Here is an 18226-nt window from a genome sequence, read left to right on the forward strand (position 1 = left end):
CGATTAGTCTATATACCGTTCGTCGACTAATTAGAGGCAAGAATGAATGCTTCAATCCAACGTTAGAGGAGACCTTAATAATGAAATTCCTATGTTTAGGTTACTTGGAACCCGAGAAAATGGATGCCCGCCCAAAGCATGAGATTGATACCATTATGAGCGAATGTTCGCATCACCTGGAAAATTTTTATGATAGCGGCCAAGTTGTTATCGATGCAGGTCTCTCATCCGAAACGAAATGCTTGCGAAGAACAAATGGGAAAGTGAAAATAACCGATGGTCCTTTTATCGAAACGAAGGAGATGATTGGTAGCGCTTTTCTCATAGAAGCACAAGACATGGAGGAAGCCATCCGAATTGCTTCCTTACATCCTACCGTACAGGTTGCTTCGGGCGAGCAATTTGGATGGGGGATTGAGATTCGTCCAATCCACTACTTCGAATCGAGAGATTAGAGCAAAAATAAGGAGTAGTTCTGCTATTATCGCAGATGCTCCTTATTCTCATTAAGCTATTCCAGTAAATAACTTGTAAATATTACGTCGTATTCACATCTCTTTATAGTACTTTACACGGTAATAAACGTTAAATCCGAGGATAAACATATAGGCAAAGGCCAGTATCAATACCGTTATTTTATCTATGCCCATCAAGGCAAAAGCTAATAGTAAAGCTCCAAATAGAAAAACAATCATGTCATAGGCTTTAGCTTTTGCCCGATTAGCGATTGCCAAATTACGCTCATCATTTTTTTCAATCTCCATCTGCTTTGCTGCGGCAGGATTATTCTTCATAAGGTGACGGTTAATTATTTCTCCCATACCGTGACCGAAAATCCCACAGCCAAGCCCCACACAGATATAAGGCAACGCTCGCAGTATACCTTGTGGATCTTCAATCGTTTTAATGGAGATTATACCCATTGATAATAGTGCTACGCCTGCAAAGGAAAGAAAATAATACGAAATAGGATTTTTCATACACTTTCATCCTCCTCATAAATAAAGATTTCTTCAATACTCATATTGAAATAACGAGCAATTTTGAATGCTAAGAGGATCGATGGGTTATAGCGTCCGTTTTCTAGCGAACCAATAGTTTGCCTTGACACTTCAAGAGCTAATGCTAATTCTTCTTGCTTGATACCGCGTTGCTTACGGATTTCTTCTAAGCGGTTGTTCAGTGCGTATACCCCCTTGTGGAAAGTTAACTTTCCATAAGTGAAGTATATTGTGCGTAGTAAATGATGTCAATCGTACTTTCCATTTTGGTAAATTACTAAACAAACAGAAGTTAAATGGATACCAAATTCGGAGTTGAAATCGATTTAACTTTACCTAGAATGTAACCTCGCCAACTTCTTACCGAAAGGAGTATCACAAATTGAGTAGCCACATCCCCGGGATTCTGTTAAGCCGTTTGTTCCATGAGCACTATATCGCGCCGCGTCTATCGTCCACTATGCCAGCACTTTCATACGCTTCAGCACTTGTTGGTCCTGGTAGCGAAGTGCTTGGTTTCGATACATCGATGTCATGTGATCATGATTGGGGACCTCGTGTGCTAATTTTCATCCGTGAGTCCGATATTACTCAAAAGGAAGCTATTCTTGCAGCACTTCAGCATGAGGTTCCGATATCGTTTTATAACTATCCCGTCGATATTTATCAGACAATCGTGACGACGGTACCGAGGTACTTCGGTAGAAGACTTGGTGTCAACCCTACTAAATTGTTTGAAGGATTGAATCTGGTCGACTGGCTGACTATTCCATCCCAAACTTTGGCAGAGCTTTCGGGTGGGGCCATCTTCCGAGATGATATCGGTGAGTTAACGACTGTTCACCAACAATTGATATATTATCCTAAGGATGTATGGCTGTTCTTAATGGCATCCGTATGGAACAGGATTGGGCAGGAGGAGCATTTGATGCCTAGAGCAGGCTTTGTGGGAGATGAACTCGGGTCTGCTCTAATTGCATCTCGTCTAATACGGGACGTAATGAGTGTTTGTTTCCTAATCGAGCGTCGCTATACCCCTTATCCGAAATGGTTCGGTACTGCCTTCCGGCAGCTTACTTGTTCATCCGAGTTGTTACCTCATCTGCAAAAGGCGCAAAACACAAACGAGTGGAGAGAGCGAGAGCAATCGTTAGCAAAAGCTTATCAGATCGTCGCGTTGATGCATAACGAACTACAGATGACCGAACCGCTTGACTCTGAGGTGAAGTTCTTTTATGATAGGCCTTTTTCGGTTATTGGCGGTGGTCGTTTTGCGGAAGCACTGGTGAGTAAAATTGAGGACCCAACGCTGCGCAAGCTTGCTGCCTTTGGGTTTGGTGGCATTGATCAGATCAGTGATAACACCGATTTTCGTGCCATCTCCGAACGTTTCCAAACATCTGGAGAGATAAACCCACTTCGAGTTTTCTTCGATCGCTTGGGTAATGAAAGGGATCAATGAACTTAATGATACTGGAGACATAGACTATGGATGATAAAGACCGTAAACATTATAAACTTGGGATTTTCTACTACAATCCAGATAATAAGTCAATTTTTGTTCCTAAACGATTAGGACTAGGTTGGACAATAAACTTCGCTCGTCCGATTAGTTGGATGATTATTCTTGCTATAGTTGGTTTCGTGATTTTCAAAGTGTGGGTGACGAAATCATAATTTAGAGGGCTGCCGAGAGGTAGCCCTTAAGGATTATTGAATTAATGAAAAATAAATGCAATAACCATTCGGATGGTGAAGCGACGGCAATAGAGTTGGGGACATTTGATAGACACTACATTTAAATATTGATATAATTGCTACAAGGATATCTTCATTTAATGTAGATATTCAGTTTCTAAATAAACCTAATACAACTAAACGCGAAGCACGCGCACTAACTCTCTAAGAGGGTTAGTGCGTTTTTTTTGTTTCGGGAAGGGAGAAAAACATGAATGTCATACTAATAATTGCTGCTTACAAGTTTATGTTATGGTCTGAGCGGTTGATGTGGCAAGTTACATCAGATATTGATGAAGATACAAGGGGAACTAAACTCCGGTTCTTATATAACATTATAGTCCCGGCAGCTTGTATTATGTCGCTCCTAGCTGCACCTTTTAGGATATTGAAGTATGCTGTAGATAGATCCTAAAGGAAGTTCGGCAATCCAAAGAAGGAAGAACGACAGATGTCGGTTGCCAAGAACATGTCTGAGTGAAGTCCGCGTAAATCGCGGGCTTTTTTGTTATCGGACCAGATGAATATCTTTTGATCAACTTTCAAGCCAAAGTTGTTTAAAATCAATCCAACCGTTAGAGTTGAACGAAGCGCCTCTAACCGAAGGATGCATATAAGTATTCAGCTGTCGATGATGCAGGAAAATGATATGACACTCTTCCCTGAGACGTGTCTCGATATCGCGCATGTGGCTTCTGCGGATTTGAATGCTTTCAGAGCCAAGAGCCAAGTCGATCTTGGAAAGAATCCAGCATTTGAGTGAAGGAGTTAGATAGGTACTGGAGATGCATTCCTCATGTTCATACATGTCAATCTCGCAGACATCATCTTCGGCTAGTATGATCCCCGAAATAGTGAAATCAGCGCTAGATATGATTTTAGGATCTAAAACTTGCGACCAATTCGCCAAAAACAGCTCGACTGCAATGCCAAAGTTAGTCATGCGCGTTACAATCCATCGTCCGTCTCTTTCATACTTTTCGTGTACAACAAGTCGAAGCTCGCTCCCGTCGTAGCTGGATTGGGACAGTGCATGATAGATTTCCGAATCGGTTGCAGTTTTGCGCTCATATTGCAAACTGTCTTCAGGACGCAAAAAATAAGCAGGCAGCACGCGTTCTCCGCCTAGTTCGGCCTGCATAGCCACTGGATCGAGCATGAGACTTACGGCTTTGCGGAAGTTCTCGTTCTGTGTCCATCCCTCTTTATTGCCGTTCCATGTCAGCATGGTGCAGCCATCGCACAAGCGGACGAGAGATTGCCAATTTTCTTCTGGGTTCTCTTCCTGCACCAACTTATCCCCGTCATGAGTTTGTATCACGGAGGGCAAGCCGATTGTAGACTCCTGTTGGCAATCTTCCGGCATGATGATGATATCGACGTCATCCAAGAAGGGTCTTCCCGCATAGAAGGAGGTATTGGCAGCTAACTCGATGCGATGTGGAGAAAAGGAGATTAGCTGGAAAGGTCCTGTGCCCGTCGGCAGTCGCCAATAGTCTTCTTCCATGTGTCCGTTCAAATCCAGAGGTAAGATGGAAGAAGCGGCTGAGCATAAAAAACGGTCAAAAATTCGATTGGATTGCGAGAGTACAAAACGCACAGTACGCGGTCCTAGAGCTTCAACAACCGAAAGGTTTCTCATCATCCAGCGGTTAGGCATGTTTTGAGCGCGAAGTCGTTCGAAGGTAAAGACTACATCCTGAGAGGTCAGTTCACGACCCGTATGGAACAAGACACCTTTACGTAAATAGAAAGTCCATTCCATTGCCTGCGAATCTGCGTTCCACGTATGAGCTATTCCGGGAACTATCCGATCTACCGTCTCGTCATACGTAACTAGTCGATCGAAGATTTGACGAATGATGTGTGAGTCGAAGGCATAATTCACTTTAGCAGGATCGAGCGTTTGGACGCTACGGTAGACGGGAAAACGAAGCGTATCGCATTCAGTAAGACCTCTCACCGTTTCCTTCTGATAGCCGAATCTTCCCTGCAGCCATTCGATGAACTTGAGCTTGGCTTCTGTTCCTTCACCGTACATGCTGAGCACTTCGAACGATGTGCGATAATCGCCTTGATCTGCTTTGGACGTAGCCAGGTTGAGCAAGAATTTTTCTTTATGCACCTTGAAAATGATGTGGGATCGATTGCCTCGACCGCGGCCAGGCAGCCAATTTATGAGACACTCTTCCTCTAATTTCTTCAGCACAAGTTTCACGTTCCTTGACGTGCAGAATAGCGCTTTTGCCAACTCTTCCAGAGTTACCTCCACAGCTTCGCCATTTGAGTTTTCACCGCCAAAACGGTCATATAAAGTCAAATAGCGTTCAGCTATCAGCATACTGATCACCCCTTTGGTTGCTAAAAACACAGAAAATCATAATTGATTATTGAAGTATAACACTTTAGGATATTTGAGACTACGGCACAATTTCTTTCTTATAAAATGATATGGAAATTAACTACTTAAGTTAGGTTAGCTTCATAAAGACCAGATAGTTTTTATGCAAATATCTCCTCGAATAATCCAATATATGGTATGTTCTATTTGGGAGGGAAACTAATGCTTTTATACATTGTCGGACAAGTAGCGATTTTCTGTTTTTCTTAGCACCATGGGGTTGAACTTAAATAAATGGGGGTTCGAATGATACAGGACGATGAGAAATGGTTTTATAAGCAGGGTCATCAGGAAAATGGCGCTTTCACAACGGAAGAAATGAATAACCTGATTCAAAAATGCGAATTGAAGCTGGTTACAAGTGTTAAGCGATTTGGACAAGAATGGAATGCTGCGGAATCGTTCAAAGAGCTGCATTTCGGAAAATTAGCAAATAGCATTGGACGTCCCTGGTCCCGCTATTGGGCACGAGGACTTGATATGTTAATCCTAGGATTTCTAATGGGTATTCTTATGAGTATTTTACCGACGATTTCCTTCAATACCCGTTTAGATGGATTTTTTCTGGGAATTACGACTTTTATTCTATCCATCCCATTTGAAGCATGCCTTTTAAAGTTGTGGGAACCACCCCCGGTAAATGGATCCTTGGCATCAGCATTCGGGATTTGGAGGGTCAGAAACCGAAGTTTAGAAAGGCCTTTAAACGAAGTGTGCTCGTATGGTGGCGAGGGCAAGGGGCGGGCTTACCGATTGTCTCTCTAATCTTTCATTTGAGAGGTTATCAGCAATTGCAATATGATCTGGGCATGACAACATGGGATCGGGATTCGGAAGTTGTAGTATCTCACCGGACAAAGAGTTGGTGGGGGGAACTGTTAGTTTGGTTAGCCGCTATTCTAATAATTTACTTTAGAATTAATAGCTTTTTGCCCCGATAAGGTCTACTGGTAATTATTGAGTGAAATAACACGGATGTAGCAATGATCCTTCCATTATTTTCTATTCTGTTCTCATGGAGAAAATCTTATGTTAAAGTTTGTACTTAAAAACCCTTTTGAGATACCTCCTTGGGGGGAAGAAAATAATCTTATGCTTCATTGGTTTGGATTAACAGACTCTTATTATTGGTTTGACTTTGGTGATGTAAAGTTATTGCGCTACAGTGATGGGTTTGTTAACCAGTACAAATTAAATAAAAATCTTCCGTACAATGATTATCAATTCGCTCGAGTATTTTGGGACTTAACGGATATTATCCTCAATGTTTTAAACCCAATACCTGATAGTGTCTTTGATAACATTCGTACATTTGGTGATTTTGAATCGTACTTTCGGTCTTTATCGGACTGGGTAGAGAATCAGTGGAACGAAAGTGACGAGGATTTCGAAAACATATACTTACAAGCAAGAAAATGGATTGATGATAGGAGACTAGATTTTGGTTATCTAATCGGCGCACCAAATCTATATTTTTTCAAGAACAAAGACAAAATTTATATTAGATGGATAGCGGATTACAAGGATGAAAATGGGATATACATATGGGAAACTATGAAGGGTGAGTACGTTATTGAATTTGATAAATTCATAAGTGAGTTACAGCTTTCAATAAAGAATTTTGCAATTAATATGGAAACTCAAATTAAGTTTGTGCTCGAAAATTCGATCAAAAACGTGTTCATAGATAAGAAGAGGTTGCAAGAAAATAACAATGAGTTCCTCGAGGAAGTGAAGAAATACGAAAAGATATTGTCATCTGTGCCTGAACAGACTGACTGGGATGACGTATTGTCTAAAGTAAAAATAATTAAAGAGCCATTAAGTTAGCGGGGAAGTGTTTCGGTACTTCATTTAAGGCAAGTTTCCAACGTCTAGACTTCTTCAATAAGTAAAAAGGAGTATGCAAGCGATGCCCTTTACCTTCTCGCACCCAGCTTTTGCTTTTCCTTTAAAATTCATCAACCCTCGATGGTTCAGTACAACTGGCCTCGTTCTGGGGAGTATGGCCCCTGATTTTGAATATTTTCTCACTTTGGAACCGCATCAGGCGATTGGCCACTCGTTCACGGGATTATTTCTTCAGGGGATCCCGTTATGTTTATTGTTTGCATATCTTTTTCACTTTTATGTTAAGGAATCGCTTGTCCTGCACCTGCCATCAATCTTAGAGATTAACCGGAGAGGGTACGATCTATTATTATCATGGGGTCTGTACACGTTTCGGGACTGGTTTGTTTACATCTTATCTGTCATCATCGGCTTTCTCTCACACATAACGCTTGATGCATTCACGCATGAGAGTGGTTATATGGTTCGGAATCTTATCATTTTACAGAATATTGTTGTTGGGAACCTACCGGTTTTTAAAATATTGCAGCATACTCTATCGATGATAGGGATATTGATTACAGCTGGCGTCATAGGATTGACTCTGTCTAAGACAGTATCCAATAAAAAAATCGTTTCAACTATTACGTACAAACAAAAGCTGTATTATTGGAGTTTTGCTATAATGAGCGCGGTCTTCATTACAATATGCAAGCTAATATTTGCCTCAAGTGGCAATTTCATTGGAATCTTGGTCGTAGCGCCAATTTCCGGATTTTGTTTAGGAATACTGCTGATATCCTTATTTTGGAATATGAAGAGGCATCGGACATAATATATGATGCAAATCGGATACCCGTTGCCGATACATCATATAGTAGGGAGGAGGGAGGGGTTGCATGAATTTTGGAAGCTACATTCAAACGGCACGTATTCGAGAATGTAACCAAACACGGCGGATGCTTATTACGTTTGAGCAATGGGAACAGGAAGCACGAAGGCTTCTTGATCCGCGGTCTTTTTCATATGCTTCAAGTGGCGCCGGCGAGGGGACAACTATTCGGGCAAACCAGGAATCGTTCCAACGTTGGCGAATTGTTCCAAGGGTACTAAGGGACGTAGCCGATCGAGACCTTTCGGTAAGGCTTTTCGGGAAGACGTTTCCGTTCCCCATTGGTTTTGCTCCTATTGGAAGGCAAGCGATGTTTCACGAGATGGGGGAAGTGGCATCTGCAAGGGCGGCAGCGATTTTGGGTATTCCCTTTATTCAAAGCATGGTTTCTTCGTATTCCTTGGAACAAGTAGCCGTTGCGCATCCAGGCAGTTGGTTTCACTTGTTTATAGGGCAAGATCGCGACGTATTAAAAAGTTTAGTACTACGCGCGGAAAGAGCCGGTTTTTCCGCCATTGTTCCCACGCTTGACCGACCAGAGGAAGGGTGGAGAGCCCAGAATTTATCATTGTGCGTTTCTCCGTTTATGTTCCATTTCGGGCTTGGGAACTTTATCTCAGACCCGATCGTAAAGCAAAAATATGGCCTCCCACTAACACCTCAAACAATGCGTTATTTGACAAGCGAACCACATATATCCGTTGAGGATTTTCGCTATATACGCTCTCTCACGAAACTTCCAATTATAGTTAAAGGGGTTCTACATTCAGAGGACGCCAAAATGCTAATAAATTACGGGGCAGACGGAATTATCGTTTCCAACCATGGTGGACGACATTTGGATGGAGCCATCGCGGCATTAGATGCATTACCTTCCATTGTGGACGTTGTTGGAGCACGCATTCCTGTTATGTTCGATAGCGGAATCCGATACGGGGCGGATATTTTTAAAGCACTGGCCCTTGGGGCAAAAATGATATTTATCGGACGTCCATATCTCTATGGTCTGACTATTGCTGGCGAAACTGGAGCTCGACATTTTATGGAAAATTTAGTAGCCGATTTTGATTTGAATCTCGGGATGGCTGGCTTAAAAAATTTAAGTGAGCTGCTTCCCAGTACATTATCCAAACAATAGCGCAGGAGCTGCATTCAAGCAGCTCTTGTTTTGAGTCCATTAAGTATATGGAAGGATAATGGAATAACCCGGAAAAGAAATAAGCATTTTCTTGCTCATTATCTGGAACAAAATGTAAGTTTTGCACGTCAATAATGTATACTTTTTAGGGAGGTTTTAAATTGCTCAAAAAGTTAATGATATTTGCCTTTGCTATAAGCATATTGTCAGGTTGTTCAACTATAAAAGGCATTGACCAGCCGAAAGGAACATTAAAAAATAATGCTGATGTGGTTGATATTCACGGAAGTGTTTCTAATCTTTTCAAGATGGATGACTTTGTAAAAAAAGTTAATGAAAAAGAAAACGTCTCTATTAGTATTTCTCATTATACGATTGAAGGCGACCCTATTTATCACAACATCAAGTACCGCGATGGCAGATTCGAGCTTCAATATGATACTACGCAAGATAAATTTGGAGCAGGGAAAGTAACAACATACTCCTGTGAAAACTTTGAAAAAACCGAAACGAATACAGAAATGAAATATACCTTAAAAGGTTGCTCTAGTGATGTGCAAAGCATCGATGTTCTAAACCTTTCATATGACGTATCGAAACAAGACCTGTTTCAATTCCAACTTAAATATGGTGATAATCAAGCAAATGAGATTAATACGATAGATATGAAATTGGTGAAGGACCTAAAAAATGGTCAAATGGAAGGTGTGAGTGATTTTCAGCTGAGTAATGAAGAACGGCAAAACATCTATAAAAAAATGGTGTTATCCAATTTCCTAAGTGAAAAGAAATTTGCAACATGCACGGAGAAGCCAGATTTCTATTTAAAAGTTAAAATCAATGGTGCGGTTCGTGAATATAACTGGTCAGATTGCACAACTAATGAGGACAATAAAATAATGACGGAATTAGCTAATACAATTATTGAGATTGTTAATTCGAATTAAATTATTGATACAATTTTACAATCTAAAAATTGTAAAATCAGAAAGGTGCGTAGATTCCATGATAACACACTTCTTACAGCTTCAATTAAATACAGTTTCCGTGCAAGGCGTTAAACAATTTTATCATGGACAATTACGTTTCCCTATTGTATACGAATCTGATAATGAAATAGCCTTTCAGCCGACGGAATACTTTACATTATCTTTTATAGAAACCGCTGAGTCTCTAGCTCCAGCCCATTTTGCCTTTGAAGTCCCTTATTCTGAATTCGAAAACGTTGTAAATTGGCTCCAAAGTGCAGGGGGTGTTACCCTTCTAAAATGGCCGGATGGCAGAATTATCGACGATTTCGAAACTGGAATGAATGTTTACTTCAGAGACGGAGATGGCAATTTATTAGAGATTATTACACATCATTACATCAAGGAAGGAATACTAGCTCCTTCTGGTGAGTTGAAAATATTGTATCTTAGAGAGATCGGGTTCCCAGTCGATAGCGTAATTGATTTTAGGAAGTTTTTCGTTGAAATTTTTAATTTTAAACTTGATAAGGTATCGGATAACTTTACTTTTGCTATAGGCGGAACATCACATGCGGTTGTTACTTCTAAAAAACGAAAATGGATTCCAATTGCAATGACTGCTTTGCCTCCGACGATGAAAGTAGTTTTTGGGGTAAGTAGTTCTGATTTTATGGATAAGGTCAAAATAAGCTTATCTGCAAAATGTATACATTTTGATGAAAACAAAGAAGATCGTCAGCTTAATTTTAAAATAAATGAATACAACTTCTATTTAAGGCTTACAAATTTTCCAGAAGAAGTACCTACGCTTTTAAATCTACCTTACTCAAGATTACAACCATAATAGTAACTGAGAACGAGAGTTCAATAATATACATGAAAAGGCAGCCAGCCCAAGTGGATTGGTTGCCTTTTGTTCCTCCTGGCCCCAACGATTGGCTCTGCAACAGTTGTATATATTCAGTTTATAAAGCTATTTTATTCTATACAAAAGTCATCAATAATATTGTGGATTACAGGAGGAACTAATATGAAAAAAACAATCCTAGTTAGTGGGGCTAGTTTCGCAGGCCTCTCCACAGCCTACTGGATGAAAAAAATGGGGTACAAGGTCACCGTTGTTGAGATCTCCAAAGGTCTCAAAAAAGCGGCACGCCAGTAAATATCGGCAAAAATACCGTCGACATTGTAAAACGTATGGGGCTGCTCGACCAAATCAAGTCGAACAATATAAACATGGGATTGATGGAATTTAAAAATGCAGATGATGTTACTGAAAGAATGGAGTTACGTGAGGAGCATTCTGAAGATGAATATGAAATTGAGCGAGATGTTTTGCTGAATATCATGTTCGAAGCTGTCAAAGATGATGTCGAGTTTATTTTCGGCGATAGCATCGTTTTGTTGAAAGAAGAAAGTAACGGCATCGACGTAGCTTTCAAATCGGGTCAAAACCGCTCGTATGACCTTGTATTCGGTTGCGATGGAATTCATTCGATCGTCAGAAAATTGTGTTTCGGTGAAGAGGCTGAATTTTCGCATTTTCTGAAAACTTATTTCTCCATCACGATCGTGAATAGCTTGTTGATCCGGGAGAATACGACACAGATGTACAATGAGCCGGGCAAGGCTATCATGCTGAACGCCTACAATAATAAAACCGATATTGTTCTCTGCTTTTCTTCTGATAAGGAAATTCCTTACGACTACCGAAACGAAGAACAGCAGCGGAATATCATTTTGGATCAGTTTTCTGGACTAGGCTGGCGAACGCCTGAATTACTGGAAGAAGTGAAGAACTCTAAGACTTTTTACTTTGACAAACTGTGCCAAATGAAAATGCCGTCATGGACAAAAGGCAGGGTAGCGCTAGTCGGTGATGCTGGATTCTGCGCTTCTCCAGCTGCTGGCATGGGTGGATCACTAGCCATAGATGGGGCGGCCGCTTTGGCTGATGCTTTCCAAAAGTGCCATGGAAATTTTGAACTTGCGTTCGAAGAATACAATAAGTGTTTCCGTCCTTTCATCGAAGAAGTGCAAGCAGCCGCGGAAATGTCTGTAGATTTTCTTGTCCCTCGAACGGAAGAAGCCATTCGTAAAAGAAATTCGCGAGGACCATTCGCATAGGTCTACGGAGCGAACTGGAGGGTAAAGTTTATTCAAAAAAACGGCAGCCGATCATACGATCAGCTGCCGTTTCTATATCAATGAGCTTATCCGTCAAACTAAAATCAAGAGACGGAATATTTCTCAGTCGGTTCAGACTCCTGCGAATTCACAAAGCGGTTACGGGCAGCCCCCATACCAAATGCAAATATTAGTAAGCTGGAGACAATTAGGAGCATTAATGGAAGATCCCAAGTCCCTGTGATGTCATGCAGCCAACCGAAAAGCATTGGGCCAATGGCGGCCATAATATAGCCTACGGTCTGGGCCATACCGGACAATTCAGCTGCTTCTTGAACGGTACGAGTTCGTAGACTGAAGAAAATCATAGCTAACGTAAATGAAAATGCCCCGGCGATGCCTATAATGATCGCACACAGCGGTACTAATGCATTGGTGTTCATAAACAAGCCGCCTATACCAAGCAGATAAAGCACAGCGGTTAATAGGACCAGTGGCCTCTGGTTGCGCATGCGTCCTGCGATGATTGGTACAAGGAGTGTGAACGGCAGCATGGAAAATTGAAGAAGAGATAGCATCCAACCGCCAACATCTTCCGACATCCCGCGGCTGACCAAGATTTCCGGAAGCCAGGCAGCTAGCATGTAAAAAATGATAGATTGTAAACCCATGAAGGCTGTTACTTGCCAAGCAAGCTTGGAACGCCACAAGTTCGGCTTTTTATCATTAGCAACAACCGTGACTACAGCAGTTGCTGGTTTCGTGTTGCGTAGACGGGGGAACCAGCTAATCATGGCCAGGATCGTCAGCATGCACCAACAAACTAAAGCACCTTGCCAGCCGAAGCCCGCATCACGCGCCAGGGGAATGCTGATTCCGGATGCCAGTGCTCCGCACAGATTCATAGAAACGGAATAAACGCCTGTCATTAACCCAACTTGATGGGAAAAATCCCTTTTTACGAGACTGGGTATAAGCACATTGCAGACGGATATTGCAAGTCCAATCAAAATTGTTCCTGCAAACAATGTTCCGGCACCGTGAAGTGAACGGCATACCGTTCCCAGAAACAGAAAGATCAATGCACTAAAAATGACACGCTCCGTGCCATAACGCCTTGCCAGTTTGGGAGCGAATGGCGACATGAAAGCAAATGCGAGTAAAGGGACCGTCGTCAACATGCCTGCAACCGTATTTGAAATTCCGGTTGATTCCCGAATATAGCTAATTAAAGGGCCAACTGAAGTAATTGGCGCCCGCTGATTGGCAGCGACCAGAATAATACCGAGGACAACTAACCATCCTAGTGTCAAGTTTGTAGAGCTCTTTATATGAGCCGCTGGTTGTAAGTGTTTCATCATATTTTAACCTCTCTGTTGCTGAAAATGTTCTTTGGAATGTTCGATGTAGATACGTACGGTTTCCGCAGCTTGTGAACTGTCATGTTGTTTGATGGCGAGAAGAAGCATCTCATGATTTTGCAAATAATAACTGTGAGAGCTTAATTCCATAACATCCGATATGGTTTCGCGAACGCCTTCGGTCATATGATTATAAAGTTCCATCAGTAAGGGATTATGGGAAGCCGCGATGATTGAGCGGTGGAAAGCTATGTCTGCAATGGCATATGCTGCGTCGTCACGGCTATGTACGGCAAGCTTGCAAGACTCTATGTGTTGCTGAATATCCTCCAAATCTTCTTCTGTTCGCCGAGTAGCAGCTAGAATCGCCGCTTCACGCTCTAGTGCATGGCGAACCTCGAGCGTTTGCAATATGTCACTCCTTTGAATCCGTTTTTTTAGAACAGGGCCAAGGGCGCTGGATGAGGATACGTAAGTTCCATCACCTTGCCTTGTCTTTAATAATCCTGAATGAGTTAATGCACGCATAGCTTCTCTTAACGTATTGCGACTGACCTGAAGTTCTTCCATTAGCTCAGGCTCAGTAGGAATCTTCATCCCAACTTGCCACACGCCACTCTCAATTAATTGTTCGATCTGCATGGATGCCTGCTCGGCAAGTGACAGTCGGTTAGTCTTATTCAACATAACGTCCGCTCCTCTTAAACGTAGGATGATTGGTCCTTTACAGAATATCACTTCGTTTGTGGAATGACAAGACCGTAAATGAAATGAAATTTAACCAAAAACTTTAATAATACCCCGATTATTTATTAAATTGTTTTCCGTATCCTTATTAGAAGTGGTATAGAGAAGTGGAGATCACGGGGAATGAGCTTACTCTTGAACTTTTGCAGGTCTTTTTTTCCATGGGGAATTTTAATGTCGATGATATCATCCTGAATATTTTTGGAGGTCTACTTGGATACTGTTTTTTAAGGTTGTTCCTCCAAAAGCCCTCCCCTAAGAGATCTAACTGAATATGCTAAAGTACAAGTTCCTTGGGGGTGAAGATATTGATTCAACTGAACGGAATCGTAGGTGGAAAAGCTCCAATTGCAGTGGGAGCCCGAAAAACGGTACTCCTCCAACAGATCGTAATTCGAGTAAAAAATCGCCAAAAGCTCATTTTGAAAAACCTGAATTTTTTATTTAATAACGAAGCTTTTGCTATCAAAATTGAGGCTGAGCCCTCCCCAGGTGTATTTATCGCAAGAGGCGGGGCAGGCGACTTAAGCCCAAATAAGGTGCTGGTTAACAATAGAAGTGGTTCGGAAGTGACGATCTTTCTGTTAATTAGTGCTGTAAATACAGCCAATAACACCAGAGCTTTGAGTCGTTCTGACAGCTGGCGCCTGCTACTTCAGCGTAAGTAATGTTGACTAAGATTACGTTAACGTAGAACAAAGCAGGCGCATTAGCGTCCTGCTTTGTTTATTAAGGGATCAGAATATTTTACGGTAAAAATTCAAGTAGGCGTTTTGAAGCTGCTGAAAGCGGCACGCCTTTAAGTGTAGCAATTCCAACGTGACGCTCCGGAACGGGAGGGGTCAGAGGTATTTCAACCAGTTTGCCTGAAGATAATTCTTCCGTTACATAATTGCGCACAATAAAAGTAAGACCAAAGCCACTTTGTGCAAACTGTACAAGAAGATCAAGGCTGCCTAATTCAAACTCTGGCTTCAGTCGTACACCGTGAGATATGGCAAACTCGTCAAGAAAATTTCGTGTACTGCCTCCTGGTTCAAGGAGCAGCAAAGGGTATTGATGAAGCTCCTCCAGAGGGAATGGTTTTTCTGCTAGCGCTGCATAATCGTGATTTCCGACAAGACAATCCTGCTGGGGAGAACTTATACGGAAATTAATGTTAGGATCACTCGTAGGTAAGTTCACGATTCCAAAGTCAATTTTCCCCTCCTTCAGAAGTGTGATGGTTTCAGGTGTTGTTCGATTGGTCACGCGGATCTTGATGTCAGGGAACTGCTTGTGGAATTGTTCCAAATGCCGCAGCAGGTAATGCTTGCAGAGTGTATCGCTTGCACCGATGTTAATCTCGCCGTACATAAGCTCTTGCATTTCAGCGATTTTTTTCTCGCCAATTTCAATAAAATGGATCGCCTGTTCTACGAATTTGAAGAGCACTTCACCTTCAGTAGTTAATGTTACGCCTTTGGTAGTTCGAAAAAAAAGCAGTCCGCCAAGGCTCGCTTCCAGTTGCTTCAGTGTGTGACTAACCGCTGGTTGCGTGATGTGAAGTCTTTCTGCGGCCTTCGTCAAACTGCCGAATTTAGCCGTCCAATAGAAAACTCGATACCATTCCATATTGAATTCCACAGCTATTACCTCTGTTTATAAGATGAGTATTATTTATATCAATTTTACTAATGTTATTACCACAAATTATAATCACTGATGTTGACCAATACAAGTGACGGAGGCGAGGAATTTGACGATTACGGCAATCGTAGGAGCAAATTGGGGAGATGAAGGAAAGGGTAAAATGACGGATGTCCTTTCTGCAGAATCGTCTTATGTTGTGCGATATCAAGGCGGAAGCAACGCGGGGCATACGATTATTAACAATTACGGAAAATTTGCGCTTCATATGCTCCCTTCAGGAGTTTTTTATCCAAATGTGATGAATGTGATTGGTCCTGGAGTTGCGTTAGATGTGGATGCTTTCACAAGAGAACGGGAAGAGTTACTTGAAAGAGGGGTTCCTGAGCCGCGTTTATGCGTGTCGGATCGTGCTCAAATCGTACTTCCTGTACACCGATTATTAGATGAGCTGGAAGAAGAACGGTTAGGTGCTCGCAGCTTTGGTTCGACAAAACGCGGAATTGCGCCTTTTTACATGGATAAATATGCAAAGCTTGGCATTCAAGTATCGGATTTGTACGATAAAGAGAGGTTATTATTGCGATTAAAACAGTCACTAGAGGCAAAGAATGTCCTACTTGAGAACCTGTATGGGCGGGAACCGATTCAACCAGAGGATTTGCTAGCGGAATTATTAGAGCAAGCCGAGAAACTCCGTCCATTTGTTTGCGATACGACCACCATGCTACATAAGGCCTATGTGAACGGAGAGTCGATACTGTTAGAGGGCCAACTCGGAGCACTGCGCGATCCAGATCATGGCATTTATCCTTATTCAACATCATCTTCCACGCTTGCGGGATTTGCTCCCGTTGGTGCAGGCATACCTCCTTATGCTATTTCGAAGGTCATGGCCGTGGTCAAATCCTATTCAAGCTGCGTAGGTACAGGGCCGTTTGTATCCGAATTGGATGGAACAGAAGCGGATGAACTGCGACGATTAGGAGGGGATGCGGGGGAGTTTGGCGCAACGACGGGTCGACCTCGCCGTGTTGGTTGGTTCGATGTTGTGGCTACTCGTTATGGCTGCATGATACAAGGTGCGACGGAAGTTGCTTTGACGAATCTTGATGTGCTTGGATACTTGGATACGATTCCCGTTTGCATTGGATATGAATTACAAGATGGGACAGTAACAGCCGATTTTCCAGTAAGCGCCAAGATTGATAAGGCCAAGCCAATCTTGCAACACTTTAAGGGTTGGAAATGTGATATTTCAAAAGCGCGTTCTTTCGACGAGCTGCCTATCGCTGCTCAGCAATACGTCGCGTTCATTGAATCTGCCATTGATGTGCAAATAAAGTATGTTTCAGTAGGGCCTAGACGCGAACAACTGATAGGCATATAAAAAAATCTTGCCCAGGGCTGCCGACATTAATGTCGGCAGCCTTTGTTGAGGTATAACGCAAAATGCCATCACGTCCGAAACTGATTGAAAATCAAGAGTACCAGTATGATGATGGAAAATAGCATATATTATAAATATTATTGTGCCCAACTAACAATAACAATGTAATTTAAAACGATATTAATTTATTGATAAACAATAAATTATATGATAAAGTCATTTTATAAATAAATTAGCGAGGTGCTCTTAATGAAACGGGGAACAACACTTTTTTTGAAGATAGCAGTTATTCTTATTGGAATTCCTATTCTTGCTTTGTGCATATTTTTAGTGCCTAAGTTCGGGAATTTTGCTGGAGGATTATATCCAGATTTCGCTTATATGAAACCACTCGTATTAACCGATATGTACGCGGCAGCGATACCATTTTACATTGCTCTGTATCAGGCTTTTAAACTGTTAAGTTATATTGATAAGAACCAAGCGTTCTCGGAATTATCCGTAACGGCTTTAAAGAATATAAAATACTGTGCCATTACAATCAGTGTTTTGTATCTGCTAGGTATGCCACTTTACTATCTCATTGCGAGGAGAGTTGACCCTCCAATAATCACAGTCACCGGGTGGGTCATTATTTTCGCTTCTATCGTGATTGCCGTTTTCGCTGCAGTTCTTCAAAAACTTTTACAGGAAGCAATTCATATAAAATCTGAAAATGATTTAACAATCTGAGGTGAATAACATGGCGATTGTCATCAATATTGATGTGATGTTAGCAAAACGGAAAATGAGCGTAACGGAGCTTGCGGAGAGGGTCGGAATTACGATGGCTAATCTTTCCATCCTGAAAAATGGGAAAGCAAAAGCGGTTCGTTTTTCAACATTAGAAGCGATATGTAAGACTTTGGATTGTCAGCCAGGAGATATTTTGGAGTACAAAAGCGAGAAAAACTGAAATTAAGAAACGGCAGCCGTTGGGGCTGCCGTTTTCTTATTTACTAC

General features: G+C 41.8%; 23 protein-coding genes. 17 read left to right on the forward strand and 6 right to left on the reverse strand.

Going from position 1 to position 18226, the window contains the following annotated elements; translation table 11 throughout:
* The first annotated feature begins 80 nt into the window (after positions 1-80).
* Entirely contained in the window at positions 81-455 is a 375-nt protein-coding gene (locus tag ACUN27_RS17455; RefSeq protein WP_315950606.1) for a YciI family protein, read from the forward strand.
* 93 nt (positions 456-548) lie between these two features.
* Here ACUN27_RS17455 and ACUN27_RS17460 read toward each other — a convergent pair whose 3' ends face one another.
* Both ACUN27_RS17460 and ACUN27_RS17465 read right to left on the reverse strand, forming a co-directional pair.
* Positions 549-980 carry a hypothetical protein gene (locus ACUN27_RS17460; RefSeq protein WP_445559289.1) on the reverse strand — a complete coding sequence of 144 codons (432 nt, stop codon included), beginning with the start codon at positions 978-980 and terminating at the stop codon, positions 549-551.
* The gene (locus ACUN27_RS17465) at positions 977-1183 is read right to left on the reverse strand and encodes a helix-turn-helix transcriptional regulator (protein ID WP_326060301.1); all 207 of its coding nucleotides are present in this window, start codon (positions 1181-1183) and stop codon (positions 977-979) included. Before ACUN27_RS17465 ends, ACUN27_RS17460 begins: the two co-directional genes overlap by 4 nt.
* A gap of 200 nt (positions 1184-1383) precedes the next feature.
* Here ACUN27_RS17465 and ACUN27_RS17470 point away from each other — a divergent pair, with 200 nt between their 5' ends.
* Positions 1384-2463: a DUF4037 domain-containing protein gene (locus ACUN27_RS17470; protein ID WP_445559290.1), complete on the forward strand. Its 1080-nt coding sequence runs from the start codon at positions 1384-1386 to the stop codon at positions 2461-2463.
* Positions 2464-2489: 26 nt separating this feature from the next.
* Positions 2490-2678 carry a DUF5808 domain-containing protein gene (locus ACUN27_RS17475; RefSeq protein ID WP_326059716.1) on the forward strand — a complete coding sequence of 63 codons (189 nt, stop codon included), beginning with the start codon at positions 2490-2492 and terminating at the stop codon, positions 2676-2678.
* A gap of 595 nt (positions 2679-3273) precedes the next feature.
* Here the strand turns inward: ACUN27_RS17475 and ACUN27_RS17480 are convergent.
* Positions 3274-5079, reverse strand: coding sequence for an SgrR family transcriptional regulator (locus ACUN27_RS17480; protein ID WP_326059714.1), 1806 nt, complete (start codon positions 5077-5079; stop codon positions 3274-3276).
* Positions 5080-5385: 306 nt separating this feature from the next.
* Here ACUN27_RS17480 and ACUN27_RS17485 point away from each other — a divergent pair, with 306 nt between their 5' ends.
* The 9 genes from ACUN27_RS17485 (at position 5386) to ACUN27_RS17525 (ending at position 12097) form a co-directional block, all read left to right on the forward strand.
* Positions 5386-5904, forward strand: coding sequence for a hypothetical protein (locus ACUN27_RS17485; RefSeq protein ID WP_445560708.1), 519 nt, complete (start codon positions 5386-5388; stop codon positions 5902-5904).
* Positions 5808-6080 (forward strand): hypothetical protein, encoded by a 273-nt coding sequence (locus ACUN27_RS17490; protein ID WP_418936890.1) that lies wholly within the window; start codon positions 5808-5810, stop codon positions 6078-6080. The genes ACUN27_RS17485 and ACUN27_RS17490 overlap by 97 nt, the downstream gene beginning before the upstream one ends.
* A gap of 88 nt (positions 6081-6168) precedes the next feature.
* Positions 6169-6969 (forward strand): DUF5984 family protein, encoded by an 801-nt coding sequence (locus ACUN27_RS17495; RefSeq protein WP_326059711.1) that lies wholly within the window; start codon positions 6169-6171, stop codon positions 6967-6969.
* Between the two features lie 82 nt (positions 6970-7051).
* Positions 7052-7804 carry a DUF4184 family protein gene (locus ACUN27_RS17500; RefSeq protein WP_445559291.1) on the forward strand — a complete coding sequence of 251 codons (753 nt, stop codon included), beginning with the start codon at positions 7052-7054 and terminating at the stop codon, positions 7802-7804.
* A 64-nt stretch (positions 7805-7868) separates the two neighbouring features.
* On the forward strand, positions 7869-8999 hold the full coding sequence (locus ACUN27_RS17505; protein ID WP_445559292.1) for an alpha-hydroxy-acid oxidizing protein: 1131 nt from the start codon (positions 7869-7871) through the stop codon (positions 8997-8999).
* Positions 9000-9160: 161 nt separating this feature from the next.
* Positions 9161-9946 (forward strand): DUF4362 domain-containing protein, encoded by a 786-nt coding sequence (locus ACUN27_RS17510; protein ID WP_315950594.1) that lies wholly within the window; start codon positions 9161-9163, stop codon positions 9944-9946.
* A gap of 58 nt (positions 9947-10004) precedes the next feature.
* Positions 10005-10814, forward strand: a complete 810-nt coding sequence (locus ACUN27_RS17515) for a VOC family protein (RefSeq protein WP_445559293.1) — start codon at positions 10005-10007, stop codon at positions 10812-10814.
* Positions 10815-11000: 186 nt separating this feature from the next.
* Positions 11001-11132, forward strand: coding sequence for an NAD-binding protein (locus ACUN27_RS17520; protein ID WP_445559294.1), 132 nt, complete (start codon positions 11001-11003; stop codon positions 11130-11132).
* A 2-nt stretch (positions 11133-11134) separates the two neighbouring features.
* Positions 11135-12097: an FAD-dependent monooxygenase gene (locus tag ACUN27_RS17525; RefSeq protein ID WP_445560633.1), complete on the forward strand. Its 963-nt coding sequence runs from the start codon at positions 11135-11137 to the stop codon at positions 12095-12097.
* 104 nt (positions 12098-12201) lie between these two features.
* Here the strand turns inward: ACUN27_RS17525 and ACUN27_RS17530 are convergent, their stop codons facing one another.
* Both ACUN27_RS17530 and ACUN27_RS17535 read right to left on the reverse strand, forming a co-directional pair.
* On the reverse strand, positions 12202-13455 hold the full coding sequence (locus tag ACUN27_RS17530) for a CynX/NimT family MFS transporter (protein ID WP_326060298.1): 1254 nt from the start codon (positions 13453-13455) through the stop codon (positions 12202-12204).
* Positions 13456-13461: 6 nt separating this feature from the next.
* Positions 13462-14145 carry a FadR/GntR family transcriptional regulator gene (locus ACUN27_RS17535; protein ID WP_315950591.1) on the reverse strand — a complete coding sequence of 228 codons (684 nt, stop codon included), beginning with the start codon at positions 14143-14145 and terminating at the stop codon, positions 13462-13464.
* Between the two features lie 167 nt (positions 14146-14312).
* Between ACUN27_RS17535 and ACUN27_RS17540 the strand changes: the two genes are divergently transcribed.
* Together ACUN27_RS17540 and ACUN27_RS17545 are read left to right on the forward strand one after the other, a co-directional pair.
* On the forward strand, positions 14313-14477 hold the full coding sequence (locus ACUN27_RS17540; RefSeq protein ID WP_315950590.1) for a VanZ family protein: 165 nt from the start codon (positions 14313-14315) through the stop codon (positions 14475-14477).
* A 36-nt stretch (positions 14478-14513) separates the two neighbouring features.
* On the forward strand, positions 14514-14873 hold the full coding sequence (locus ACUN27_RS17545) for a hypothetical protein (RefSeq protein WP_326059707.1): 360 nt from the start codon (positions 14514-14516) through the stop codon (positions 14871-14873).
* A 79-nt stretch (positions 14874-14952) separates the two neighbouring features.
* Here the strand turns inward: ACUN27_RS17545 and ACUN27_RS17550 are convergent, their stop codons facing one another.
* Positions 14953-15819, reverse strand: coding sequence for a LysR family transcriptional regulator (locus ACUN27_RS17550; protein ID WP_315950588.1), 867 nt, complete (start codon positions 15817-15819; stop codon positions 14953-14955).
* Between the two features lie 124 nt (positions 15820-15943).
* On the opposite strand from ACUN27_RS17550, the gene ACUN27_RS17555 reads away from it, so the two are divergent.
* From ACUN27_RS17555 to ACUN27_RS17565, 3 genes are all read left to right on the forward strand, one after another.
* The gene (locus tag ACUN27_RS17555) at positions 15944-17224 is read left to right on the forward strand and encodes an adenylosuccinate synthase (RefSeq protein ID WP_326059704.1); all 1281 of its coding nucleotides are present in this window, start codon (positions 15944-15946) and stop codon (positions 17222-17224) included.
* A 249-nt stretch (positions 17225-17473) separates the two neighbouring features.
* A complete protein-coding gene (locus tag ACUN27_RS17560; protein ID WP_326059702.1) occupies positions 17474-17956 on the forward strand; it encodes a DUF2975 domain-containing protein in 483 nt (160 codons plus the stop codon).
* 10 nt (positions 17957-17966) lie between these two features.
* Positions 17967-18179, forward strand: coding sequence for a helix-turn-helix domain-containing protein (locus tag ACUN27_RS17565; protein ID WP_315950582.1), 213 nt, complete (start codon positions 17967-17969; stop codon positions 18177-18179).
* The last annotated feature ends 47 nt before the right edge of the window (positions 18180-18226 follow it).

The sequence above is a fragment of the Paenibacillus sp. WC2504 genome (assembly GCF_052682475.1).

What these genes read in the sequence shown, in the direction of transcription:
- ACUN27_RS17455 (WP_315950606.1), top strand. Translation starts at nt 81, where the DNA reads ATGAAATTCCTATGTTTAGGTTACTTGGAACCCGAGAAAATGGATGCC.
- ACUN27_RS17460 (WP_445559289.1), bottom strand. Translation starts at nt 980, where the DNA reads ATGAAAAATCCTATTTCGTATTATTTTCTTTCCTTTGCAGGCGTAGCA.
- ACUN27_RS17475 (WP_326059716.1), top strand. Translation starts at nt 2,490, where the DNA reads ATGGATGATAAAGACCGTAAACATTATAAACTTGGGATTTTCTACTAC.
- ACUN27_RS17480 (WP_326059714.1), bottom strand. Translation starts at nt 5,079, where the DNA reads ATGCTGATAGCTGAACGCTATTTGACTTTATATGACCGTTTTGGCGGT.
- ACUN27_RS17485 (WP_445560708.1), top strand. Translation starts at nt 5,386, where the DNA reads ATGATACAGGACGATGAGAAATGGTTTTATAAGCAGGGTCATCAGGAA.
- ACUN27_RS17495 (WP_326059711.1), top strand. Translation starts at nt 6,169, where the DNA reads ATGTTAAAGTTTGTACTTAAAAACCCTTTTGAGATACCTCCTTGGGGG.
- ACUN27_RS17500 (WP_445559291.1), top strand. Translation starts at nt 7,052, where the DNA reads ATGCCCTTTACCTTCTCGCACCCAGCTTTTGCTTTTCCTTTAAAATTC.
- ACUN27_RS17505 (WP_445559292.1), top strand. Translation starts at nt 7,869, where the DNA reads ATGAATTTTGGAAGCTACATTCAAACGGCACGTATTCGAGAATGTAAC.
- ACUN27_RS17515 (WP_445559293.1), top strand. Translation starts at nt 10,005, where the DNA reads ATGATAACACACTTCTTACAGCTTCAATTAAATACAGTTTCCGTGCAA.
- ACUN27_RS17520 (WP_445559294.1), top strand. Translation starts at nt 11,001, where the DNA reads ATGAAAAAAACAATCCTAGTTAGTGGGGCTAGTTTCGCAGGCCTCTCC.
- ACUN27_RS17530 (WP_326060298.1), bottom strand. Translation starts at nt 13,455, where the DNA reads ATGAAACACTTACAACCAGCGGCTCATATAAAGAGCTCTACAAACTTG.
- ACUN27_RS17535 (WP_315950591.1), bottom strand. Translation starts at nt 14,145, where the DNA reads ATGTTGAATAAGACTAACCGACTGTCACTTGCCGAGCAGGCATCCATG.
- ACUN27_RS17550 (WP_315950588.1), bottom strand. Translation starts at nt 15,819, where the DNA reads ATGGAATGGTATCGAGTTTTCTATTGGACGGCTAAATTCGGCAGTTTG.
- ACUN27_RS17560 (WP_326059702.1), top strand. Translation starts at nt 17,474, where the DNA reads ATGAAACGGGGAACAACACTTTTTTTGAAGATAGCAGTTATTCTTATT.
- ACUN27_RS17565 (WP_315950582.1), top strand. Translation starts at nt 17,967, where the DNA reads ATGGCGATTGTCATCAATATTGATGTGATGTTAGCAAAACGGAAAATG.